Origin of the sequence: Glycomyces rhizosphaerae (genome assembly GCF_042647865.1) — a bacterium.
Classification (GTDB): domain Bacteria; phylum Actinomycetota; class Actinomycetes; order Mycobacteriales; family Micromonosporaceae; genus Glycomyces; species Glycomyces rhizosphaerae.
In genome coordinates this window covers 246,816-270,201 of the sequence record NZ_JBHRWO010000021.1, presented here as the reverse complement: position 1 = coordinate 270,201, position 23,386 = coordinate 246,816, and the positions used below count along the sequence as shown (strand labels likewise).

22 protein-coding genes are annotated in these 23,386 nt (G+C 69.3%); 8 read left to right on the top strand and 14 right to left on the bottom strand.

Annotation, left to right across the window (positions count from 1 at the left end):
- Positions 1-173: 173 nt before the first annotated feature.
- The 3 genes from ACFO8M_RS21565 to ACFO8M_RS21555 all read right to left on the bottom strand — a co-directional run bounded on the left by ACFO8M_RS21565 (position 174) and on the right by ACFO8M_RS21555 (position 2,407).
- Positions 174-1,496, bottom strand: a complete 1,323-nt coding sequence (locus ACFO8M_RS21565; protein ID WP_387979406.1) for an MATE family efflux transporter — start codon at positions 1,494-1,496, stop codon at positions 174-176.
- Positions 1,493-1,939 (bottom strand): 30S ribosome-binding factor RbfA, encoded by a 447-nt coding sequence (gene rbfA / locus ACFO8M_RS21560; RefSeq protein ID WP_387979404.1) that lies wholly within the window; start codon positions 1,937-1,939, stop codon positions 1,493-1,495. Before rbfA ends, ACFO8M_RS21565 begins: the two co-directional genes overlap by 4 nt.
- A gap of 171 nt (positions 1,940-2,110) precedes the next feature.
- Positions 2,111-2,407 carry a DUF503 domain-containing protein gene (locus ACFO8M_RS21555; protein WP_387979402.1) on the bottom strand — a complete coding sequence of 99 codons (297 nt, stop codon included), beginning with the start codon at positions 2,405-2,407 and terminating at the stop codon, positions 2,111-2,113.
- A gap of 155 nt (positions 2,408-2,562) precedes the next feature.
- Here ACFO8M_RS21555 and ACFO8M_RS21550 point away from each other — a divergent pair, with 155 nt between their 5' ends.
- From ACFO8M_RS21550 to ACFO8M_RS21540, 3 genes are all read left to right on the top strand, one after another.
- Positions 2,563-3,087 carry a DUF6069 family protein gene (locus ACFO8M_RS21550; protein WP_387979401.1) on the top strand — a complete coding sequence of 175 codons (525 nt, stop codon included), beginning with the start codon at positions 2,563-2,565 and terminating at the stop codon, positions 3,085-3,087.
- Positions 3,088-3,157: 70 nt separating this feature from the next.
- The gene (locus ACFO8M_RS21545) at positions 3,158-4,420 is read left to right on the top strand and encodes a sensor histidine kinase (RefSeq protein WP_387979399.1); all 1,263 of its coding nucleotides are present in this window, start codon (positions 3,158-3,160) and stop codon (positions 4,418-4,420) included.
- Complete coding sequence (locus ACFO8M_RS21540; RefSeq protein WP_387979397.1) at positions 4,411-5,058, top strand: response regulator; 648 nt, start codon at positions 4,411-4,413, stop codon at positions 5,056-5,058. The genes ACFO8M_RS21545 and ACFO8M_RS21540 overlap by 10 nt, the downstream gene beginning before the upstream one ends.
- 46 nt (positions 5,059-5,104) lie before the next feature.
- Here ACFO8M_RS21540 and ACFO8M_RS21535 read toward each other — a convergent pair whose 3' ends face one another.
- From ACFO8M_RS21535 to rimP, 5 genes are all read right to left on the bottom strand, one after another.
- Entirely contained in the window at positions 5,105-6,541 is a 1,437-nt protein-coding gene (locus ACFO8M_RS21535) for a DUF7782 domain-containing protein (RefSeq protein ID WP_387979395.1), read from the bottom strand.
- On the bottom strand, positions 6,542-9,499 hold the full coding sequence (infB, locus tag ACFO8M_RS21530) for a translation initiation factor IF-2 (RefSeq protein ID WP_387979393.1): 2,958 nt from the start codon (positions 9,497-9,499) through the stop codon (positions 6,542-6,544).
- A gap of 80 nt (positions 9,500-9,579) precedes the next feature.
- Positions 9,580-9,999, bottom strand: coding sequence for a YlxR family protein (locus tag ACFO8M_RS21525; protein ID WP_387979391.1), 420 nt, complete (start codon positions 9,997-9,999; stop codon positions 9,580-9,582).
- Positions 9,929-10,963 (bottom strand): transcription termination factor NusA, encoded by a 1,035-nt coding sequence (nusA, locus tag ACFO8M_RS21520; RefSeq protein WP_387979389.1) that lies wholly within the window; start codon positions 10,961-10,963, stop codon positions 9,929-9,931. The genes ACFO8M_RS21525 and nusA overlap by 71 nt, the downstream gene beginning before the upstream one ends.
- 74 nt (positions 10,964-11,037) lie before the next feature.
- A complete protein-coding gene (gene rimP / locus ACFO8M_RS21515; protein WP_387979387.1) occupies positions 11,038-11,499 on the bottom strand; it encodes a ribosome maturation factor RimP in 462 nt (153 codons plus the stop codon).
- Positions 11,500-11,581: 82 nt separating this feature from the next.
- On the opposite strand from rimP, the gene ACFO8M_RS21510 reads away from it, so the two are divergent.
- The 5 genes from ACFO8M_RS21510 to ACFO8M_RS21490 all read left to right on the top strand — a co-directional run bounded on the left by ACFO8M_RS21510 (position 11,582) and on the right by ACFO8M_RS21490 (position 16,676).
- Positions 11,582-11,977 carry a hypothetical protein gene (locus tag ACFO8M_RS21510; RefSeq protein WP_387979385.1) on the top strand — a complete coding sequence of 132 codons (396 nt, stop codon included), beginning with the start codon at positions 11,582-11,584 and terminating at the stop codon, positions 11,975-11,977.
- On the top strand, positions 11,974-12,387 hold the full coding sequence (locus ACFO8M_RS21505; protein ID WP_387979383.1) for a DUF4439 domain-containing protein: 414 nt from the start codon (positions 11,974-11,976) through the stop codon (positions 12,385-12,387). The genes ACFO8M_RS21510 and ACFO8M_RS21505 overlap by 4 nt, the downstream gene beginning before the upstream one ends.
- Before the next feature lie 125 nt (positions 12,388-12,512).
- Positions 12,513-13,106 (top strand): PadR family transcriptional regulator, encoded by a 594-nt coding sequence (locus ACFO8M_RS21500; RefSeq protein ID WP_387979381.1) that lies wholly within the window; start codon positions 12,513-12,515, stop codon positions 13,104-13,106.
- Between the two features lie 19 nt (positions 13,107-13,125).
- A complete protein-coding gene (locus ACFO8M_RS21495) occupies positions 13,126-13,845 on the top strand; it encodes an ABC transporter ATP-binding protein (protein ID WP_387979379.1) in 720 nt (239 codons plus the stop codon).
- Positions 13,845-16,676 carry an FtsX-like permease family protein gene (locus ACFO8M_RS21490; RefSeq protein WP_387979377.1) on the top strand — a complete coding sequence of 944 codons (2,832 nt, stop codon included), beginning with the start codon at positions 13,845-13,847 and terminating at the stop codon, positions 16,674-16,676. Before ACFO8M_RS21495 ends, ACFO8M_RS21490 begins: the two co-directional genes overlap by 1 nt.
- A 62-nt stretch (positions 16,677-16,738) precedes the next feature.
- On the opposite strand, the gene map is transcribed toward ACFO8M_RS21490, so the two are convergent.
- From map to purU, 6 genes are all read right to left on the bottom strand, one after another.
- Positions 16,739-17,635: a type I methionyl aminopeptidase gene (gene map / locus ACFO8M_RS21485; RefSeq protein WP_387979375.1), complete on the bottom strand. Its 897-nt coding sequence runs from the start codon at positions 17,633-17,635 to the stop codon at positions 16,739-16,741.
- Positions 17,636-18,048: 413 nt separating this feature from the next.
- Positions 18,049-18,582 (bottom strand): hypothetical protein, encoded by a 534-nt coding sequence (locus tag ACFO8M_RS21480; RefSeq protein ID WP_387979373.1) that lies wholly within the window; start codon positions 18,580-18,582, stop codon positions 18,049-18,051.
- A 237-nt stretch (positions 18,583-18,819) separates the two neighbouring features.
- Positions 18,820-20,001 (bottom strand): flavodoxin-dependent (E)-4-hydroxy-3-methylbut-2-enyl-diphosphate synthase, encoded by a 1,182-nt coding sequence (gene ispG, locus ACFO8M_RS21475; RefSeq protein ID WP_387979371.1) that lies wholly within the window; start codon positions 19,999-20,001, stop codon positions 18,820-18,822.
- A 28-nt stretch (positions 20,002-20,029) separates the two neighbouring features.
- Positions 20,030-21,295: a M50 family metallopeptidase gene (locus tag ACFO8M_RS21470; protein ID WP_387980774.1), complete on the bottom strand. Its 1,266-nt coding sequence runs from the start codon at positions 21,293-21,295 to the stop codon at positions 20,030-20,032.
- 15 nt (positions 21,296-21,310) lie between these two features.
- Positions 21,311-22,516 carry a 1-deoxy-D-xylulose-5-phosphate reductoisomerase gene (gene dxr, locus ACFO8M_RS21465; protein ID WP_387979369.1) on the bottom strand — a complete coding sequence of 402 codons (1,206 nt, stop codon included), beginning with the start codon at positions 22,514-22,516 and terminating at the stop codon, positions 21,311-21,313.
- Between the two features lie 15 nt (positions 22,517-22,531).
- Positions 22,532-23,377 carry a formyltetrahydrofolate deformylase gene (gene purU, locus ACFO8M_RS21460; protein ID WP_387979367.1) on the bottom strand — a complete coding sequence of 282 codons (846 nt, stop codon included), beginning with the start codon at positions 23,375-23,377 and terminating at the stop codon, positions 22,532-22,534.
- Positions 23,378-23,386 lie beyond the last annotated feature (9 nt).

Below are 23,386 nucleotides of genomic sequence, written 5' to 3'. Positions count from 1 at the left end.
TGTCGGTCGAGCGATTCCTGCAAGGCGCGCAGGGCCTCCGCCTTCTCCTCGTCCCAATTATCGGGACGGGCACGGCGCTTCCGTCGAGTCGATGAATCAGTCTTCATCCTCGACACCTTAACGAAGGTTCAGGTGCCGGATCGCGCACAATTCACATAGTGGGATGAGAACTTTCAGGAGCGCTCGGCCCCGGTGACGGCCCACTCGCCCGAGCGCAGCCGCCAGAGGATGAGCCCGAAGCGCACGAGCATGTACACCGCGATGCCACCCCAGATCCCCGTCAGGCCCCAGCCGAAGACCAGGGTGAGCCACGTGAACGGCAGGCCGCTCGCGATCGAGATGACGGTCATGTTCCGCATGAACCGCAGGTCGCCCGCGCCGATGAGCACGCCGTCGAGCGCGAAGACCACGCCGGCCACCGGCAGGAGCAGCACGAGCCAGGGCCAGACGTAACCGAGCTGGTCATGCACCGCCGTGTCGGAGGTGAACAGGTCGGGCAGGACCGGCAGCGAGACGAGCACGACGAGGAGGAAGAGCACGCCGTAGCCGAGGCCCACGATGGTCAGGCGCTTCGCCGAGGCCCGCGCGGCATCGGGCCGACCGGCGCCCAGGTCGGCGCCGATGAGCGCCTGCCCGGCGATGGCCACCGCGTCGAGGGCCAGCGCCGCGAAGAACCACAGCTGCATGCCGATCTGGTGCGCGCCAAGGGCAGTCGTCCCGACCCGGGCGGCCACGGCCGCTGCCGAGAACGAGCTGACCTGGAACGCGACGCCGCGGATGATCAAGTCGCCGTTGGCGACCAGCTGCTTCGACATGAGCGGCCAGTCGACGCGCAGTGGGACGCGTTCGCGGCGCAGCGCGAGGAGGAAGAGCACGCCGGAGATGGCCTGTGCGACGGCGTTGGCCCACGCTGAGCCGACCAGGCCGAGCCCGACCGGGTAGACCAGGATCGGCGCGAGGGCCGCCGAAACCAGGAAGGACGCGGAGACGAACCACATGGGGCGCTTGGTGTCCTGCACGGCGCGCATCCAGCCTTGGCCGGCTCCGGCGACGAGCAGGAACGGCGCGCCGAGGACCGCGACGCGCAGCCATTGGGCCGCGGCGGCCTCCACGGCCGGGTCGTCGCCCATGAGTCCCGCGATCGGGCCGGCGAGGAACTGGAAGGCCACGACCATGGCCAGGCCCGCGGCGAGCGCGAGCCAGGTGCCTTGGACGCCTTCGGCGACCGCGCCGGGCCGGTCCCCTGCGCCGAAGCGGCGGGAGGCCCGGGCGGTGGTGCCGTAAGCGAGGACCGCGCCGATGAGCGGCGCGAGGCCCATGATGACGCCGCCGAGGGCGAGGCCGGCGAGCGGCACGGCGCCGAGATGGCCGACGACGGCCGTGTCGATGAGCAGGTAGATCGGCTCGGCGGCGAGCACGACCAGTGCGGGGATCGCCAGGGACGCGATGCGCCGGTAGGAGGCGGGGGCCGGGCGCGCCTCGGCGTCCCGGCTCACCGAGCGGACTCTTCGGAGTCCGCCTCCTCGTCCTTCTCTATGTACGGGTTCTCGTCGCCGGCGTAGGCGGCGCCTTCGGCGATCTTGTGGACTTCGGCGTCGGCGGCGGCGGCCTTGGCGAGGAGTTCCTCGATCCGGTTTGCCTGGTCGGGGACGGTGTCGGCCACGAAGGCGATGGACGGCGTGTGGCGCATGCCGAGGGCGCGTCCGACGGTGGTGCGGAGGTGCCCGGTGGCGCGCTCCAGGCCGACCGCGGACGCCTTGACCTGCTCGTCGTCGCCGAGGACGGTGTAGAAGACCGTCGCTTCGCGGAGGTCGGGTGTCATGCGGGCGTCGGTGATGGTGACCATGCCGACTCGGGGGTCCTTGAGTTTGCGCACCGCCTGGGCGGTGAGCTCCATGACCCGCTTGGCCACTTGGGCCCGCTTCGCTGCGTCTACCATCGCATTCCTGCCTTCCGCTTCACACGCACCTCAGATCGGATGCGCCATATTCACTTACGGCTCGCAAGCTTCGCCGAGGCCACTCATTTGGAGCTCGCAGCGTTACCGAGGCCGCTCTGCCGCGCGCCGTATCGGCGCGCCGCTACTGGTTCTTACTCTCCCGCTCGCAGGCTATTCGTCTTCTGGGCCGAAGACGCGCCGCCTGACGCTCAGGAGTTCCACTTCGGGGCGACCCGCGATGTGGTGCTCGCAGGCGTCCAGAAGTTCCTGGACATGCCGGTTCTCGCCCGCCACGGCGGCGACGCCGATGGTGGTGCGACCGTGAACGTCCTGGTCGCTGACTTCGGCCACCGCCACCTCGTACTTCCGCAGCGAGGCGACGATAGGGCGCACATAGGAGCGCTTGGCCTTCAGTGAGCGGGAGTCCGGCGGGAGGAGGAGATCGAATTCTGCGCATCCGGTGAACACTGCTCTAGATTACGCGCCGCCCCCGACATCCCCAATATCTTTTAGCCCGCCCGAAAACACCGGTTTCGCGACCTCCATCACGGGTAACTGCCACCATGAGGCCCAGATGCGAGCCGAACCGATCGGTTCGCGGGCTTCGCCGAGAGGGAGGAATCATGTCGGCACCGCAGGACGGCTGGGCCGGGAACCAGGACCCGACGAGGCGGTACCCGTCGGCGGCCGAGCCGCAGCGTCCGTCGGTCGACGCGGGGAAGCTGTGGGCGGGCGGGTTCGGCACCGCCGTGGTCGCCGCGCTGGTCGCGCTCGTGGGCATCCTGCTCGTGCGCGGGGTCCTCGGCATCCACATCCTCTCCCCGTCCGACGCCGGGGCGTACGGCGACGCGACCACCACGACCTATGCGTTCGGCGCGTTCGCCGTCGCGATCCTCGCGACCGGGGTCTTGCACTTGCTCCTGCTGCTCATGCCGCGGCCGATGAGCTTCTTCATCTGGATCATGCTGCTGGTGATCGCGGTGGGCGTGCTCATCCCGTTCACCATCCTCGCCGCGCTGGAATCGCAGATCGCGACCGCCGCGCTCAACTTCGTCATCGGCATCTGCATCATGAGCCTGCTCAACTCGGTGGCCTCGATCGCCACGCGCGAGCCGCCCCCACCAGGGGCGGGAACAGTCCGAGGGTAGGGCTGTCCCCACCTAGAAGACACAGGACGGCCGGGTCGCGGTGGCGACCCGGTCTTTCTAGTGTTGTCGTATGCGAAAAACCCTGCGGCAACTGGGCATCGACACCGGCTATCTGCTGTCGATGTTCTTCATCGCCTTGCCCGCTTTCATCATCGGCGTGGTCGGCACGGTGCTCGGCTTCGGCACCGCGGTCATCTGGATCGGCGTGCCCATCGCCGCCGCCACGCTCTTGGCAATGCGCGGCATGGCCGCCGCCGGCCGTTCGATGCTCCCCGCTGTGCTGCGCCGCGAACTGCCGCGCCCCCGCTACAAGCGGGCCCGCGAGGGCGCCTCGGGCCTGCGGCGGTTCCTGACCGTCCTCACCGACGGGCAGTCCTGGCTCAACGTGCTGTGGGCGGTGGCGGTCCTGCCGATCGCCATCGCGGGCTTCGCGATCGCCATCGCGTGGTGGTGCGCGACGGCCGCGACCCTGCTGTACCCCACGTACACCTGGATCATCGAGGCCGCGACGAACGGCAGCGACGACGGCCTCCACTACGCCACGGAGTGGCTCGGCTGGGGAACCTCGTACTTCGCCCGGTCGGTGCTCGCGATGCTCGGCGGCGTGATCATGGCCCTGACCCTGGTTCCGGTCCTGCGCGGCATGGCGCTCGCTCAGGCGTATGTCGGCAAGGGGATGCTCACGTCCATCAGCGGCCTGCACCAGCGGATCGACCAGCTCGAGGAGTCGCGGAACGCCGCCACCTCCGCTGAGGCCGACGCGCTGCGCCGGATCGAGCGGGACATCCACGACGGCCCCCAGCAGCGGCTCGTGGGCCTGGGCATGGAGCTGGCCCGCGTCAAGCGCCAGCTGGCGACCAATCCCGAAGCGGCCCAAGAGACCCTGGAGGCCGCGATCGCGCAGACCCGGGAGACCATCGACGAGCTCCGTTCGCTCTCGCGCGGCATCGCCCCGCCGATCCTCACCGACCGGGGCCTCGCGGCGGCGCTCGCGGCCCTCTCGGCGCGCTCGCTCGTGCCGGTCGAGCTGGAGACGAATCTCAACGGCCGCTACAAGGCCAGCGTCGAGAGCACGGTGTACTTCGTGACCGCCGAGTGCCTCACGAACATCGCCAAGCACTCGCAGGCGACGAAAGCGACGGTGTCGGTCGAGGACTGGGGCGATAGGCTGATGCTCTCGGTCGGCGACAACGGGATCGGGGGCGCGCACGTCTCGAAGGGACACGGGCTCTCGGGTCTCACCGACCGAGTCAAAGCCGTTGAGGGGCAGTGGACCATCGACTCCCCCGACGGCGGTCCGACCGTGATCGTCGTGGAGGTTCCGTGCGTGTAGTGGTGGCCGATGACGCAGTGCTCATCCGTTCGGGGCTGGTCAGGCTCCTGGAGGAGTTCGGCTGCGAAGTGGTCGCCGAGGTCGGCGACGGCGACGCCCTCGTGGAGGCCGTCGCCGAGCACAAGCCCGACGTGTCGGTGGTGGACGTGCGGATGCCGCCGTCCTTCACCGACGAGGGCCTCAGAGCCGCCACCCGCGCCCGGGAACTCGTTCCGGGCGCGCCCGTGCTCATCCTGAGCCAGTACGTGGAGGTCTCCTATGCGGACGACCTCCTCGCCGACGCCCGTGGCGCGGTGGGCTACCTGCTGAAGGACCGCGTGATCGACGTGGACGACTTCATGGACTCCCTGAAGCGGGTCGCCGGCGGCGGCACCGTCTTCGACCCCGAGGTCGTCAGCCAGCTCATGGTGCGCCGCAGGAAGAACGACCCGGTCGCGACCCTCACTCCCCGCGAGAAGGAGGTCCTGGGCCTCATGGCCGAGGGCCACTCCAACAAGGCGATCGGCAAGAAGCTCTTCATCTCCGACGGCGCCGTGGAGAAGCACATCCGCAACATCTTCACCAAACTCGCGTTGAGCAGCGAGGACGGCGACCACCACCGCCGGGTCAAAGCGGTCCTGGCCTACCTCCGGTCCTAGCGCCCCTCGGCGGGATCGTCAGGCATGCACCGCATGCGGCAATCGATCACGCGACGAGCAGGAAGCCGCGTTCGAGGAGGCGTCGGATCACGGGGTAGAGCTGGGCGTAGAGCATCGCCGGTTCCGCCCCGTAGGTGTCGGCGAGGAGCTGCACCTGAAGGCGCACTTCGGCTTCGCCGTTGCAGCCGCCCATGAACGCGACGACCAGCGGGTCCAGTTCCTCGGCGTAGCGCATGCCGTCGGCCTGCTGGAGCCATTGGCGGTCGACGTCCCAGCCCTCGTCGCCGTGGCCCGCGGTCTGCTGCAGCACCACGTCTTCGGCGACGCGGAGCTTCGCCTGCCACAGCGTTTCCGGTTCGAGGTCCTTGTCGCGCAGGGCGAACCAGGCCTCGACGCGGTCGCGCCAGGGTGTCTCGACCGCGTGGCGGGCCTCTTCACAGACGATTTCGGTGGGGCCGTCGATGCGGCGGACGTTGACGAAGCCGAAGCCCACGCCCGTGACGCCCGCGGACTCGAACCAGTCGAGCCATGCGGCGGCCTGCTCGGCGTCGTGGCTCTCGCCCGAGTCGCGCTGCCAGGTGCGCACGTAGTCGAGCGGGTCGAGTTTCTCGCGCTCCACCGCCCAGACCCGCACGCCCGCGTCGGGGAACCAGCCCGCCACGCGCTCGGCCCAGTCCCCGCCTTCGAGGTGCAGCCAGTTCGCGAGGAACTGCATCGTGCCGTTGGGATTGAGGAGTTCCGCCGAGGCCGCCGCGAGCTCGGCCGCGATGCCGTCGGCCTCCCGGCCGCCGTCCCGGTAGGTCCAGCCGCCGCCCGGCGTCGCGATCACGAACGGCGGGTTCGCCACCACGAGATCGAAACGCCGACCCGCTACGGGCGCGAGCAGGTCGCCTTGCAGGAGTTCGAGTGCCGCTCCGTTCACGGCGGCGTTCAGCTCGGCGAAGGCCACCGCGCGCTCGCTCAGGTCGGTCGCGGTCACGGTCTCGGCGTGCTCGGCCAGGCCCAGGGCCTGCACGCCGCAGCCGGTGCCCAGGTCCAGGGCGCTGCCCACCGGGTGCCGGAGGGTCGCGTCCATCAGGAGTTTCGAGGCGCCGCCGACCCCGAGCACGTGCTCACGGGTGCGACCGCCCGTCGTGTTCGGGAGCTGGTCCGAGAACAGCAGGCGCTCATCATCGAACTGGGCGCCCCAACCGGCGGCGAGTTCGTCGTCGCCGACGAGGAGGCCGCAGGCGAGCGCTTCATCGATCCCAAAGGGCGCGAAGGCTTCCTCAGCAGCCGCGCGGGGCACGGGCACGCCGATCACGAACAGGCGGGTCCACACCCCCAGCCGGTCGTCCCCCGCCAGCTGCAGCAGGGCCCGGTAGTCGCCGCGGTCCGCCGCGGCCATCGCTGATCGACCGTAGACGGCCGACAGCGCGGCTCGGCTGAAGCCCTTTCGGGCCTCGCCGAGCCGCGCTGCGGCTTCGGTCTCGAGGAGCCGCACTTACGCGCGCGGCTTCTCGCGCATCTCGAAGGCTTCGATGACGTCGCCCTCTTCGATGTTGTTGTAGTTCTTCAAGGTGAAACCGCACTCGAAGCCCTCGCGGACCTCGGTCGCGTCGTCCTTGAACCGGCGCAGCGTGGCGATGGTGGTCTCGATGACGACGTTGCCGTCGCGCATGAGGCGGACCTTCGCGTTGCGCTTGATCGAGCCGCTCGTGACGAGCGCACCGGCGATGTTGCCGAGCTTCGAGGAGCGGAACACCTCTCGGATCTCGGCGGCACCGAGTGCCACTTCCTCGTACTCGGGCTTGAGCATGCCCTTGAGCGCGGTCTCGATCTCCTCGATCGCCTGGTAGATGACCGTGTAGTACCGGACGTCCACACCTTCGCGCTCGGCCATGTCGCGGACGCGACCCTCGGACCGGACGTTGAAGGCGATGATCGTCGCCGACTCGCCGTCGCCCGCCGCAGCGAGGTTGACGTCGCTCTCGGTGATCGGACCGACGCCGCGGTGGATGACCTGCAGGTGCACTTCCTCGGGGATCTCCAGAGCGACCAAGGCCTCTTCGAGGGCCTCGACCGAACCGGCGCCGTCACCCTTGATGATGAGCGAGAGCGTGGTGCGCTCGCCTTCGGCGATCTTGTCCATGAGGTTCTCGAGCGTGGTGCGCGAGACGCGGGACGCCTGCTGAGCCGCGCGGCGGCGAGCCTGGCGCTGCTCGGCGATCTGGCGGACCATGCGGTCGTCGTCAGCGGCGAGGAACACGTCCCCCGCCATCGGGACGGTCGAAAGACCCTGCACCTGCACCGGGAACGACGGAGTCGCCTCGGTGACCTTGTTGCCGTCGGCGTCGTGCATCGCACGGACGCGGCCGTGGGCCCCGCCGGCGACGATCGAGTCGCCGACGCGCAGCGTGCCCTTCTGGACCAGGACGCTGGCGACCGGGCCGCGGCCCTTGTCGAGGTGCGCCTCGATCGCGATGCCCTGCGCGTTGCCGGCCTCCGACGCTTCCAGTTCAAGGGAGGCGTCGGCGGTGAGCAGCACCGCTTCGAGCAATTCCGCGATGCCGATGCGCGGCTTGGCGGCCACGTCGACGAACATGGTCTGCCCGCCGTATTCCTCGGCGACCAGGCCGTACTCGGTCAGCTGCTGGCGGACCTTGCCCGGGTTGGCGTCCGGCAGGTCGGTCTTGTTGACCGCGACCACGACCGGGGCGCCGGCGGCGCTGGCGTGGTTCAAGGCCTCGACGGTCTGCGGCATGACGCCGTCGTCCGCCGCGACCACGAGCACCACGATGTCCGTGACGTTCGCACCGCGAGCACGCATGGCGGTGAACGCCTCGTGGCCCGGGGTGTCGATGAAGGTGATCGCGCGGTCTTCGCCCTCGTGCTCGACGTGCACCTGGTACGCGCCGATGTGCTGGGTGATGCCGCCCGCTTCGCCGGCGACGACGTTGGTGTGCCGGATGGCGTCCAGCAGCTTCGTCTTACCGTGGTCGACGTGGCCCATGACCGTGACGACGGGGGGACGCGCGACGTAGGTGTCCTTGTCCTCCTCGTCGAGGTCGATGCCGAACTGCGAGAGCAGCTCGCGGTCCTCTTCCTCGGGGGACACGATCTTGATGTCCCAGTCGAGGTGGGTGCCGAGCAGCTCGAAGGTCTCCTCCGACACGGACTGCGTCGCGGTCACCATCTCGCCCAAGCCGAACAGCTCCTGAACGAGCGTGCCCGGCAGGGTGCCGATCTTGTCGGCGAAGTCGGAGAGCGACGCGCCGCGTGCGAGGCGAATGGTCTCGCCGTTGCCGCGCGGAGCGCCCGACTGCATCCTCGGCGCTGCGAGGTTGTCGAACTCCTGACGCCGCTGACGACGCGACTTGCGGCTCTTGCCCCGGGGGCCGCCGCGACCGAACGCACCGGCCGCACCGCCACCGCGGGCCTTGCCGCCGCCGCCTGCGCGACCGCCGCCACCGCGGTACGGAGCCGGCGTGCCGGTCGAAGGACCGGAACCGCCCGCACCACCGGCGCCGCCGCCGGCACCGCCGCCAGCACCACCGAAGGTGCCGCGGTAGTTGCCGCCGCCGCCACCGGGACGACCGCCGCCGCCACCAGGACGACCGGCGCCGCCACCGGGGCCGCCGCGACCGCCGCCGCGGGCCCCGCGGGGACCGCCGCCGTCACGACCGCCGCCGGCCGGACGACCGGGCATCATGCCCGGGTTCGGCCGCGGAGGCATCATGCGCGGGCTCGGACGGGGACCGCCCGGGCGCTCGGCGCCGCCTTCGGCGGCCGGGCGCGGCTTGGCACCGGCGTTGCCGACGCCGAACGGGTTCTTGGGGCCCGGCTTCGGGCCGCCGGGACGGGCGGCCGGAGCGGGCTTCGGGCCGGGCTTCGGTGCCGCCGCGGCGCGCTTGGACGCCTCGGCCTGCTCCTGCTGGCGCTTGACCAGTTCCTCGGCGCGCTTCTGCTCCGCGGCGACCTCGATGTCTCGGGCGCTCGTGGGCTTGACCTCGGCCGCGACCGGAGCGGGCGCGGGTGCCGGGGTGGCGACGGGCGCCGCCGGTCCGGGCTTGCGGGACGCGGGAGCGGCCGCACCCGGCTTCGGGGCGGCCTTCTTCGCGGCCTTCTTGGCTTCGGCTTCGGCCTTCGCCTCGGACTTCGCGTCCTTGGCGTCGACCTTGGCCCGCATGATCTTCGACGGGCTGGGAGCCGCCGGGCGCGGACCCTTGGGGACCGCCGCCTTGGCGGGTTCGGGCGTCGGGGACGCAACGGTCCCTGCCGACGCCGCCGGTGCGCCCTGTGCCGCGTCGTACTCCTGGCGCAGTCGACGCGCCACAGGCGCTTCGACCGTGCTCGACGCTGACTTCACGAACTCGCCCATGTCACCGAGCTTGGTGAGCAATTCCTTGCTCGTCGTGCCCAGTTCCTTGGCAAGTTCATGTACGCGGGGCTTTGCTGCCACTGCACTCCTCAATTCGAGGTCGTACGGGCAGCGCCCGCCGACCTTATCTATCGACTAGCAACGTGTTCATTCGAAGAACTTCATCGCGTGGTCTTCATTCGGTCTCTACCTGCTTCGTGTGCGGGAGTCGGCCTCTCGGCCGACTCCGACTCGACATGGGTTCGCACCGCTGCAACATCCACCGGCCCCTCGATTTTCAGAGCCCGGGCAAACGCACGCTTACGAACTGCCTGGTCAAGGCAGTTCGTGTCGTGGTGCACATGGGCTCCGCGGCCGCTGAGGCGGCGCTGCGGGTCCGGAATCAAGCGATTCTCGGAACCCTCAGAGCGTGGAACGACGACGCGCAGCAGCTCAGAAGCCGGAGCGCGTCTGCGGCATCCCACACAAGTGCGGACTACCACTGCGTCACGTTGCGATCCAATGATCAGTCTACCTCCCGGACCGCCGACCGCCACCGGCCGGGCCGGTCTCCTCCTTCGCTCCACCGGAGACGTGCGCATCGGATTTGATGTCGATGCGCCATCCGGTGAGACGCGCCGCGAGGCGGGCGTTCTGGCCTTCGCGGCCGATCGCGAGCGAAAGCTGATAGTCCGGGACGATCACCTCAGTGGAGCGCGTGGACTCATCGACCACCCGCACCGACAGGGTCTTCGCCGGAGAAAGGGCGTTCGCGACGAACCTCGCGGGGTCGGCGTCCCAATCGACGATGTCGATCTTCTCGCCGCCGAGTTCGCTCATGACGGCGCGCACGCGCGAGCCCATCGGGCCGATGCAGGCGCCCTTGGCGTTGACGTCCTTCGTTGTGGCGCGCACCGCGATCTTGGAACGGTGACCGGCTTCACGCGCGATGGCCGGAATCTCCACGGCGCCCTCGTCGATCTCGGGCACCTCGAACGCGAAGAGCTTCTTCACCAGGGCAGGGTGGGTGCGGGACAGCGTGATCTGCGGGCCGCGGGCGGTGCGGTTCACCTGGATGACGATGGCGCGGATCCGCTTGCCGTGCTCGTAGTTCTCGCCGGGCACCTGCTCGTTGAGGGGGAGGGTGGCTTCGATCTTGCCGAGGTCCACAGTGACGATCCCGCGCTCGTTGCGCTCCCCGTGGGCCTGGACGACGCCGGTGACGATGTCGCCTTCCTTGCCGGAGTACTCGCCGTAGTTGACCTCGTCGGCGGCCTCGCGGAGCCGCTGCAGGATGACCTGCTTGGCGGTCTGGGCGGCGATGCGGCCGAAGCCCTCGGGGGTGTCGTCCCGTTCGGAGACGACCTCTTCCTCTTCGTTCAACACTGGCACTAGGACATTGGCGATACCGCTGTCGCGGTTCACCACTACGCGCGCGCGCTCATCGGCCCCGGGGGTGTGCTTGTAGGCGGTCAGCAGCGCCGATTCGATAGCGCCGAGAATGGTCTCGAAAGGGATGTCGCGCTCGCGTTCCAGCGACCGCAGAGCGGCCAGGTCGATATGCACCCGTTCTCCTTAAGTCTTGAATTGTCCTCACCGCGGCCGTTCAAGGCGTGCGAGCCACGTCTTCGAGCAGACGCTCATCTCAGCTCGATCTGCACCTTGCCGGGCCCCAGCTCGGCATAGGTAGCCGAGCGGCGCACGCCGTCGGCTTCTAGTTCGATCCCCCGCTCGCTGGCGGCCGTGACGCGCCCGATGACGGGCTCCTCCCCGATGTGCACGGCTACCAAGCGCCCAATATTACGCCGCCAGTGCCGAGGCTCGGTCAGCGGACGGTCCACGCCTGGCGAGGACACTTCCAGGGTATATGCGGCATCGGCGAAGGGCCCACCCGTGGACTCCGTCGCGTCCAGAGCCCTCGAGCAGGCTTTGGAGACAACGGCCACATCGTCCAGACTGATCCCACCGTCCTTGTCGACGAGGACACGAACAAGCAGCCGCCGGCCGGCCTTGGTGACCTGCAGACCTTCGAGGTCGTAACCCGCCTCGGCGACGGCCGGGGCCACGATCGCCTCCACTTCGGCTTGCCGCTCAGAACCCATGCGCATTTCCCTCCAGTTGCCTGTTCGGCCGAGATTAACCGCCCGAGGACAGAATGGAAAGGCAGCCTGGGAAACTGGGTGGGTGTTCACGACCCGACGCGGACTCCTGGTCGGGGCGGCCGTTCTCACGGCCGCCGGATGCACCCGGGAGACGGCGCAGATCATCACGTCAGACGCGGACCTCACCACCGCGCTCCGCACCGCGCGCTCGCTGGCCCAGGCCGCCGACGCCTTGGGATTCGGCGAGATCGCCGAAGACCACCTGACCCACGTCGCCACTTTGGAGCGACTACTGCGGCCCAATGTGGTCGCCGAGGAGACCGCCGAGGTCCCGGCCGACACCGCGGGCCTCGCCGAGGCCGAGTCCGCGGCCAGCCGCGAGGCCGGCAGCGCCTGCCTCTCCACCGAATCGGACTACGCCGTGCTGCTCGGCGAGATCGCGGCCTGCCGCGCGGCCCACGCGGCGGTGCTCGCATGACCGTCGTCGACACCGGCCTCGCCGCCGAGTACGCGGCGATCTACGCCTACAGCGCCGCGACCGTGCACCTGGACGGCGATCCGCGCTGGATCGCCGAGGAGCTCGAGGCGGCGCACCGTTCGCGCCGCGACACGCTCCTGGACTTCTACGACGAGCACGGGCTCGAAGCGGCCCCGCCCGAGGCGGGCTACGACATCGACCCGGTCGCGGACGCCGCCGCGGCCCAGGAACTGCTGCTCGCCATCGAGGAGAACGTGACCGCCACCTGGCGGGCCGGCGTTGCCGCGACCGAGCCGCACGAGCGCGAGATGTGCCTGCTCATGTACGGCGAATCGGCGGTCACCCTGGCCCGCTGGCGGCTCGGCATCGGCCAGTCCGTCGCCGACCCCTGGCCGGGCCGCCCGGAGTAGGAGACCGCCGCTCTCACCTGCGCGCCACCGAATTGCCATACCCTGTATCCCCGCTATGCATACCTGTTATGCCATACTCGGTATCTCTTCACATGAAGAGGACAAGTAGCGATACGAGGTTGCGCATGAGCGTCAAACACAGCCTCCTGGCGCTGCTCGAACGGGGACCCGCGTACGGCTACCAACTGCGGGCCGCCTTCGAGAGCGCCACGGGCAACACCTGGCCACTCAATATAGGACAGGTCTACACCACCCTCAACCGGCTCGAACGCGACGCGCTCGTCGAGGCCATGCCGGAGAACGACTCCGGCCAGCGCCCCTACCGGATCACCGAGACGGGCCGCCACCACCTGGCGGGCTGGTTCGCCTCGCCGGTCCAGGCCGCCGACCGGCCCCGGGACGAGCTCACGATCAAGCTGGCCCTGGCGGTGACCACGCCGGGGGTGGACGTAGCGGACGTCATCCAGCGGCAGCGGGGGGCGACCCTGCGCCTGCTGCAGGAATACACGCGGCTCAAGTTGGCGGAGGAGCACGCAGAGCTGGCCTGGCGCCTGGTACTGGAGTCCATGATCTTCCGCGCCGAGGCCGAGATCCGCTGGCTCGACCACACGGAGGCCGTCGTGGCCCGAGCCGATCTGCCGACACCGTCCCCTTTCGCAGTCGGCGAGCCGGACTCGGCCGAAGCGAACCCTGAACTGCACACCTTCCGAACCAACTGAGAGAAAAACGGTACCCCCCATGACCGTCCTGCACCTCAAAGGCGTGAGCCGTGTCCACGGCACCGGCGAGAACGCCGTCCACGCCCTCGTCGACGCCGACCTCACGATCAAAGAGGGCGAACTCGTCGCCATCATGGGCCCCTCGGGGTCCGGCAAGTCCACACTGCTCAACCTCGCCGGGGGGCTCGACGCCCCGACCTCAGGCGAGGTCCTCGTCGAGGGCACCGTCCTCGCTTCGCTGAACAAGAAGAAGCTGGCGGCGCTGCGGCGGCGCAGCGTCGGGTACGTGTTCCAGGACTACAACCTGGTGCCGAGCCTGACGGCGGCCGAGAACGCGGCCCTGCCGCTCGAACTCGACGGGCTCGCGGCGGGCAAGGCGCGCAAGCTGGCGCTCGCCGCGCTGGAGGAGGTCGGGCTCGATGTGAAGCAGGCCGACCGCTTCCCCGACGAGATCTCGGGCGGGCAGGCGCAGCGCGTCGCGATCGCGCGGGCGCTCATCGGCGACCGGCGGCTCGTGCTCGCCGACGAGCCGACCGGGGCGCTGGACTCCGCGACCGGTGAAGAGGTGCTGAAGCTGCTGCGCCGTCGCGTGGACGCGGGCGCGGCGGGCCTGCTCGTCACGCACGACGCACGGCACGCGGGTTGGGCGGACCGGGTGGTGTTCCTGCGGGACGGCCGCATCGTCGACTCGTCGGCGCCGCTGGCCGGGGCCGAGACGCTCCTTGAAGGGGCCGCTTGATGTTCGCGACTCAGCGACTGGCCTTCCGCATCGCGCGCCGCGAGGCGCTGCGTTACAAGGGCAGATCGGTTCTGTCGATCACCCTGCTGGGACTCCCGCTCCTGGGCGTCGCCATCGGCGCGAGCGCCTACGACACGACGACGCTGTCTCCAGAGGAGACGGTGGTCCAGCACATCGGCGAGAACGACGCGTTCCTCCGCGCCGACTACCCGGGCCAGGCGATCAACCAGTACGAGTGGGACACGCAGTGGGCGTGGACCGAGCCGACGGACGACGAGGCGTTGACGGAGGACCCGCCGGGGTCGCTCTCCGATCAGCAGATTCTCGCCTCGCTCCCGTTGGGGTCGCGGATCACCCCGTACAACATCGACGGCGAGCGGGAGTCGGCCCAGGTCGAGACCCCCGACGGGCTCGGCGATCTCGAGCTGCTCGGCTACGACTTGAGCGATCCGGCCTACGGGGCCGCCGGGCTGGAGTTCCTCGAGGGCTCGGCTCCGATCCGGGACGAGGTGGCCCTCAGCGATGAGGCGGCCAAATACCTGGAGGCGGGCGTCGGCGACACCGTCACCATGGCGAACGGTTCCTCCACTGAGGAGTTCGAGGTCAGCGGGATCATCGAGATCCCGTGGGACATCAACGGCCGCTTCGCGATCGCCTCGTTCTTCCCCGACACCTCCGATGGGTGGCTGCTGGACACCCCCGAGGAGCTCACCTACGACGACGCGCTGAAGCTCAACGAGATCGGCATGAGCGTGTGGGCGACCTCGCTGATCGACCGCCCGGCGACGATCCCCGCCGAGTACGGCTACACCGAAGCCTATGTAGACGAAGCGATGATCACCATCTACGTGCTCATCGTGGTGGCCGTGATCATGGAGGTCGTACTCCTGGCGGGTCCCGCCTTCGCGATCAGCGCGCGGCGGCGCACCCGCGAGTTCGCCCTCATGAGCGCCACGGGCGCGACCCCCAGGCAGATCAGGGCCACGGTCCTGGCCGGAGGCGTGCTGTTCGGGCTCATAGCGGCCTTCGTCGCAGTCGCCCTCGGCATCGCGCTGGTCGCCGTGGGCATGCCGTGGCTGGAGCAGATCGTCGGCTACCGCACCCCCGGACTGCGGGTGCTGCCGTGGCTGCAGGCGGCGCTCGTCGGCGTCGCTCTCGGCACCGGGCTGCTCTCGGCCCTCGCCGCCGCGATCAGCGCTTCGCGCATCAACGTGGTCGCGGCCCTCATGGGCCGCACGCCCGGCCGCAAGGGCTCGAAGCGCTGGCTGGTGATCGGCCTGGTCATGGTCGGGGCCGGCGTCGCCGCGGGCTTCGGGGGCATCACCATCTGGAGCATGCCGCTCATGGCGAGCGCGATCGTCCTGCTGCAATTGGGCCTGGTCGCCTGCACGCCGGCGCTGCTCGCGCTGACGGCGCGACTCGGCCGCTGGCTGCCGCTGGCACCGCGCATGGCGCTGCGGGAGGCCGGTCGCAACCGCGGTTCGGCCGCCCCGGCCATCGCCGCGGTCCTGGGCGTCGTCGCGGCCGGCATGGCCTTCAGCATGATCCTCGCCGCCAACAATGTACGAGGCGAATCCCTTGAGGCGCACACGCTGCCGCAGGGGGCCCTCACGCTGACCCTGTACAACAACGCCGATTGGGACCCGGAGACCGGAGAGCTGATCGGCGAGCCCGCTTGGGAAGAGGGGATCGCCGAATCCGAGGCGAGGCTCGGCGTCCACCTCTCCGACCTGGAACTCACCAAGATCTCGCTGTTCGATCCCAGTCCCACCTGCGGTCAGGATGCGGAGGGCTCCGACCCGGAGAACGCCTACTGCAGTGTGACGCCGATCAGGCCGGAGGAGAACGTCTGCTCGTACTGGAGGGCCGCCCCGGAGACCGAAGCGGAGAACCGGGAGGCCTTGATCGCGGCCAGGGAGGACCCCAACTGCGACGAGATCGTCAGCTACACGGGCGACGGTTTGTACGAGGTTCCCACTTCGAGCGATCGGGATGTGGTCTCGGCCTATAGCGAGCTCGAAGGCAGCGAGCTCGACGCGGCGTTGGCGGTGCTGGAGGACGGCGGCATCCTCACTTCGGATCCGCTGGCGCTCACTGACGAGGGCACTGTGGTCTTCGAGCAGCTGCTCAGCACCTTCGACGAGGAGACCGGCGAGGAGAGCGAACCGGTGCGGCACGAGGTCGCACTGCCCGCGATGGCCGTCGACAAGGGCCTGCTGGGCTCTGCCGGGATCCTCCTCAGCCCTGGTGCCGCCGAGCAGCTCGGCATGATCGAGTCAGAATGGAGTCGGCAGTACTTCGTGGAGTCCTCCACCGTCGTCGACGACGCGCTCGACCAGGCCATTTCGGCGGACATGAACGCCGACATCGCCGACGGCACCGTCGCAGCGAATTTCAGCGTCACCGACTACACCGATCTCGGCTCGTTCTACATGTTGCTGGCCGTGTCAGCACTGTGCGCGCTCATCACGCTCGGCTCGACGGCGGTCTCCACCGGGCTCATCATCGCCGAGCAGCGCGGCGACATGACCACGCTCGGCGCGGTCGGCGCGGCGCCGGGGCTGCGCAAGCGGTTCGCGATGTGGCAGACCATCATGATCGCGATGTTCGGCGCCACGCTCGGCACGATAGCCGGGATCATCGGGTACGCCCTCATCCGGCAGGCTCTCAACCGGCCCTTGATGAACACTTACCCGTTCGAGGTGCTCTACACCTGGGAACTGCCGTGGGTGAACTTCGCGATCATGCTGGTGGCCGTCCCGGCCATCGCCGCGATCGGCGCCCTGGTGTTCACCAAGGCGAAGCTCCCCAGCGAGCGTCGACTGACGTAACCCTCCAAGGATGCGAAGGGCCCCAGCACATTCGTGCTGGGGCCTTTTGCCCGCTCGTGGAGTCAGCCCTTGCCTTCGGGGGTGCCGGCCGGGATGCCGCTGGAGGGCATGGTGAGGACCTCGAAGCCGTCGTCGGTCACGAGCAGGGTGTGCTCGAACTGGGCGGTCCACTTTCCGTCGCGGGTGACGGCGGTCCAGTCGTCGGCCCACATCTCGTGGTCGGCGGTGCCGAGGTTGATCATCGGCTCGATCGTGAAGGTCATGCCGGTCTCGATCTCGACTTCGAGGCTCGGGTTGTCGTAGTGCGGCACGTAGAGGCCGGAGTGGAACGCGGTGCCGATGCCGTGGCCGGTGAACTGGCGGACCACGCCGTAGCCGAAGCGGTTCGCGTAGCCCTCGATGACCTTGCCGACCACATTGAGCTGGCGGCCGGGCTTGACGGCCTTGATGCCGCGCCACGTGGCCGTCCAGGTGCGCTCCACGAGGTCGCGGGCCTCCTGGGAGACGTCCCCGGCGAGGAAGGTGGCGTTGCAGTCGCCGTGGACGCCGCCGATGAAGGCGGTGATGTCGACATTGACGATGTCGCCGTCCTGCACCACCGTGGAGTCGGGGATGCCGTGGCAGATGACCTCGTTGAGCGAGGTGCAGCAGGACTTCGGGTAGCCGCGGTAGCCGAGGGTCGAGGGGTAGGCGCCGAGGTCGCACAGGTACTCGTGGACGACGCGGTCGAGCTCGTCGGTGGTGACGCCGGGGGCGACGGCCTTGCCCACGGTCTCCAGGGCGTCTGCGGCGATGCGTCCGGCGATCCGCATCCGCTCGATGGTCTCGGCGTCCTTGACCTCGGAGCCGTGGAACGGCGAAGGCGCGGGCTTGCCGACGTACTCGGGCCGCTCGATGGTTTCGGGGACGCTCCTGCGGGGGCTCTGCCTGCCTGGGCGCAGCGCGGGACGGGAATTCATCCGGCAAGCCTAGCCCGAGCGGCGAGCGCGAACGGTACGGCTCCGTTACGGAGTAGACGCCGAGAAAGCGGCTCGGCCGCGGCGAAAACCTCTTGTGTTTCTCCTCGGCAAGCAGCATTCTGGGATCACCGGCGCGCCGCACCGAGCCCTGCTCAGGCTCACCAAAAAGGCGGCAGGCCGGGACCCCACGAAGGCCTCACTTACCGAGCCGACGCGGGGCGCGGCTCCTGCGGAGTTCCGCGGCTCGGCTCCGGCCGGACGCGCGGTGTACGACACCTCCCGCGGTCGAGCGCCCCGCCTGTCCAACCCAGGCGGCGTGCAGTCGCCCCGCGTCGGCTCACCAACCTAATCCCCCCGCGCACACGAAGGCCCGCAACCCCTTTCGGGCGGCTGCGGGCCTTGCGAGAATCGTGTTACGCGGCTTCGAGTTCCTTGGTGGGTTCCTCGGCGTCGGACTCGGCGGCCGCGGCCATCGCGTCATCGCCGCCGACCTCCTGGGCGAGCCGCTCCCAGAGCATGCCGCCCGAGTGGGCGAGCGCGCCGATGATCGAGGGCACGAACGGCAGCACCCAGTCGGCGAGGAAGCCCTGGTGCGGCATGTTGAGCACGAGCATGGCCGAACCGGCGCACAGCAGGCCTTGGAGCGTACCGCGCCAGGCGGCGCGGGTGCCGTCGATGACGGCTTCGCGGCGCTCGGAGGCAGGGTCGTGGAACTCGGAGAGCCCGGCGGCGTCCCGGCGGCCGAGGTAAGCGCCGACGACCGCCTGCACGGCGGTGCCCGCGACGACCGCGGCGATGAGGCTGTTCTTGGTGACGACGTAGATCAAGACGAAGAGCAGGCCGCCCCCGAGAAGCGTGAGCGCGCCCCTGATCCAGTCGATCTTCTCGCCGGGGTACCAGTAGTACTTGGTGACGCCCTCGGAAATCTGTCGTTCGATCTTCCCCATGCCGGTCGCTCCCCTTTCGCGGACGCAGCCGTCGAGCTGCGCTGGACTCGCACGGAAGTCATTATGCGGGGCGCCGAACGGCGGACGAGCGGAATCCCATCGAGTCACGTTTGTGGAATATCGCACAAGATGAGCGTGATGTCGGATTTCAGGGGGTTCCGGAGCGCCTTCAACTGCCACTGCGCACCAGCGTAGCGACCGGACCGCCGACGGTGAGTCGGCGATCCGACACTCGGGTCAGTGGACTTGGACGACCGGACCCGCGAGGCCCTTGAGCTCCTCGGGCAGGTCCGCGCCCATCGCCTCGGCCAGCTTGATGGCCTCCTCGATGAGGGTCTCGACGATCTGCGACTCCGGCACGGTGCGGATGACCTCGCCCTTGACGAAGATCTGGCCCTTGCCGTTGCCGCTCGCGACGCCCAGGTCGGCCTCGCGGGCCTCGCCGGGGCCGTTGACGACGCAGCCCATGACCGCGACACGCAGCGGCACGGGCAGGCCCTCGAGCCCGGCGGTGACCTGCTCGGCGAGCGTGTACACGTCCACCTGGGCGCGGCCGCACGAAGGGCACGAGACGATCTCGAGTCCGCGTTCCTTGAGGCCCATGGACTCCAGGATCTGGTTGCCCACCTTGACCTCCTCGACCGGCGGGGCCGAGAGGGAGACGCGGATGGTGTCGCCGATGCCCTCGGCGAGCAGCGCGCCGAACGCGGCGGCGGACTTGATGGTGCCCTGGAAGGCGGGCCCGGCCTCCGTGACGCCCAGGTGCAGCGGGTACTCGCACTGCTGGGACAGAAGCCGGTAGGCCTTGATCATCACGACCGGGTCGTTGTGCTTGACGGAGATCTTGATGTCGCGGAAGTCGTGCTCCTCGAACAGCGAGGCCTCCCACAGCGCGGACTCGACCAGCGCCTCCGGAGTGGCCTTGCCGTACTTCTTGAGCAGGCGCTTGTCGAGCGAGCCGGCGTTGACGCCGATCCGGATCGGCGTCCCGGCGTCCTTCGCGGCCTTGGCGATCTCCCCCACGCGGTCGTCGAACTGCTTGATGTTGCCGGGGTTGACGCGCACGGCGGCGCAGCCGGCGTCGATGGCCGCGAAGACGTACTTCGGCTGAAAGTGGATGTCCGCGATGACCGGGATCTGCGACTGCTTGGCGATGATCTTGAGCGCGTCGGCGTCGTCCTGGGTGGGACACGCGACGCGCACGATGTTGCAGCCGGTGGCGGTGAGCTCGGCGATCTGCTGCAGCGTCGCGCCGATGTCCGAGGTCCGGGTGGTGGTCATCGACTGGACGCTGATGGGCGCGCCACCGCCCACGAGCACGCCGCCGACGTTGAGCTGCCGCGTGAGGCGGCGCGGGGCGAGCGGCTCGATCTCGTGGTCGTGGCGCTTGGTGGGGATACCGAGGTTCACTGCGGTCATGTGGCTAGTTTCCACCTAGATTCGCGGGTTAATTGAAGATAGTGATCGGGTTGACGATGTCAGCGGTGATCGTCAGCAGCATGAAGCCGCCCAGGAGGACGATGACAGCGTAAGTCAGCGGCATGAGCTTCATGTAGTCAACACGCCCCGGGTCGGGGCGGCCGCGCTTGGCCGCCACCCAGGAGCGGACCTTCTCGTACCAGGCGATGGCGATGTGTCCGCCGTCCATCGGCAAGAGCGGCAACAGGTTGAAGATGCCGATGAAGTAGTTCAGGACCACCAGCAGCATGACGAACATGGCCCACTGGTCGTACTGGACCATCTCGCCGCCCAGTCGCGAGGCGCCGACGACGCTCACGGGGGTGTCGTCACCGCGCTCGCCGCCCCAGATCGAGTCCCACAGCGGCGGGATCTTCGAGGGCAGCTGGCCGAGGGCGATGAACGTCTCTTTGAACATGTCGCCGGTGGTGGTGAAGGTGTCGCCGATGCCGTCGATGGGGCCCACGCCGGAGGCGGCGTAGGGAATCGCCGGGTCGACGTAGACGACGACGCCCAGGCGGGCCACGGTCTCGATCTCGCCGTCCGCGTTCTCGGCCTCGGCAGCGTAGGGGGTGACCTCGACGGTCTTCGCGGTGCCGTCGTGGTCGACGGTGACGGCGACCGGCTCGTTGGGGGTCAGCTCGGAGACGGTGGCGACGAGGGAGTCCCAGTCGGTGACGGCGGTCCCGCCGACGGAGGTGATCTCGTCGCCGTTCGCGATCCCGGCGGCGTACGCCGGGCCCTCGATCTGGCCTTCGGGGCAGTCCCCGGTGGTCGCTTCGGTGTCGGTGGAGGCCACGCATTGGGCGACCTCGACGGCGACGCGGTCCTCGGACGCGGCGGCCGCTTCGGCATAGGCGGGGTTGAGCCCGATGCCGACGAAGGAGACGAGGATCCACAGGGCGACGAAGCCGAGGATGAAGTGGGTGATCGAACCGGCCGCGAGCACCACGGTGCGCTGCCACAGGGGCTTGCGCCAGAAGACCCGCTTCCTGTCCGCCTCGGTGATCTCCTCCTCGTCCTCCTCGAGCGGCGTCATGCCGACGATCTTGACGAAGCCGCCGAGCGGGATGCCCTTGAGGCCGTATTCGGTCTCGCCCTTGTGGAACGACCACAGGGTGGGGCCGAAGCCCACGAAGTAGCGGGTGACCTTCATGCCGAAGCCCTTGGCCGTGAGCATGTGGCCGAATTCGTGCAGGCTCACGGAAATGAGGATCGCCAACGCGAACAGGACGATCCCGGTGATATAGGCCAGCAAGTCGGTCTCCTTCTAACGCTCGGACGCGTCCAACACTAGCCGCCGGGCGCACGCACGCGCCCAGTTCTCCGCCTCGAGTACGTCTGCGACACTGGAGGGTCGCCCGAACTCCGGACTGGCGGCGAGGACGGCCTCGATGGTGTCGACGATGCCGAGGAACGGGAGCCGCCCGTCGCGGAAGGCGGCGACGGCTTCCTCGTTGGCGGCGTTGTAGACGGCGGGCATGAGACCGCCGGCGCGCCCGGCGGCCTTGGCGAGGGCGACCGCCGGGAAGGCGGTCTCGTCGAGCGGCTCGAAGTGCCAGTCGGCGGCCTTCGTCCAGTCGACGGGCTTGGCGGAACCGGGGAGGCGGTCGGGCCAGGCGAGGGCGTGCCCGATCGGCAGGCGCATGTCGGGCGGAGAGGCCTGGGCGATGGTGGAGCCGTCGGTGAACTCGACCATCGAGTGGATCACCGACTGCGGGTGGACCACGACCTCTAGCCGCTCGTAGTCGACGCCGAAGAGCTCGTGGGCCTCGATCACTTCGAGGGCCTTGTTCACCATGGTCGCGGAGTTGATGGTGACGACCGGGCCCATGGCCCACGTGGGGTGGGCGAGGGCCTGGTCGACCGTGACCTCGGCGAGCTGCTCGCGGTTCTTGCCGCGGAAGGGACCGCCCGAGGCGGTGAGGATGAGTTTCGCGACGCGTTCCATGGCGCCCGAACGCAGGCACTGGGCGAGCGCGGAGTGCTCGGAGTCGACCGGCACGAGCTGGCCGGGCTTCGCGAGCTCGCGCACCAGCGGGCCGCCGGCGACGAGCGACTCCTTGTTGGCAAGGGCCACTTGGCGTCCGGCTTTGAGGGCGGCGAGCGTCGGTTCGAGGCCGATGGAGCCGTTGATGCCGTTCAGGACGGTGTCGCAGGGCCAGGCGGCGAGCTCGGTCATGGCCCTGCGCCCGGCGATGAGCTTCGGAATCCGGGCGTCGCCGGAGGTCCAGCCCGCCTTGGTGGCGGCGGCGAACAGCCGGAGCTGGACGTCCTCGACGGACTTGGCGTCGGCGACCGCGACGACGTCGACCCCCAGTTCGATCGCCTGCTCGGCCAGGAGCGCCGGATTGCCGCCGCCCGCGCCGATGCCGACGACGCGGAAGCGGTCGGGGTTCGCGCGGACGATGTCGATGGCCTGAGTCCCGATGGAGCCGGTGGACCCCAGGAGCACGATCTCGCTTAGGTCAGTCACGGAGGTCATTATCCGCTAACGGAAAACCACCGTCTTGGTGCCGTTGATGATGACGCGGTCGTCCAGGTGGGCGGCCAGACCGCGGGCGAGGCAGGTCGATTCGAGGTCGCGTCCGGCGGCCACGAGCTCCTCGGGGCTGTGCGCGTGGTCGACGCGGGCGACCTCCTGCTCGACGATGGGGCCCTCGTCGAGATCGGCGGTCACGTAGTGGCAGGTCGCGCCGATGAGCTTGACACCGCGGTCGTGCGCCTGGTGGTAGGGCTTGGCGCCCTTGAAGCTCGGCAGGAACGAGTGGTGGATGTTGAGGATCTTCCCCGGGAGCTTGGCGCAGAAGTCCGAGGAGAGGATCTGCATGTAGCGGGCCAGGACCACCGTGTCGATGCGCTCCTCCTCGATGATGTCGAGGATCCGCTGCTCCTGCGCGGCCTTGCCCTCGGGGCCGACGGGAAGGTAGTGGAACGGCACGCCCGAGGAGGCGGCGAGGTCGGCCCAGTCGGGGTGGTTCGAGACGACCGCGGCGGCCTCGCCGTGCAGGGCGCCGATGCGGAAGCGGTACAGCAGGTCGTTGAGGCAGTGGCCCTGCTTGGAGGCCATGATGAGGACGCGGCGCTTGACGGCGCGGTCGTGGAGCTGCCAGTCCATGTCGAATTCACGGGCGACCTCGGTGAAGCCCACGGCCAGCTCGTCGCGCTGCGCTGCGGTGTTGAACTCCACGCGCATGAAGAAGCGGCCGGATCCGTGCTCGGAGAATTGCTGGGAGTCCTCGATGTTGGCGTCGCGGCGGGTCAGGAAACCCGAGACGGCGTACACGATGCCGAGGCGGTCGGGGCACGAGAGCGTGAGCACGAACTGGCTGGTCATCCTACCAAT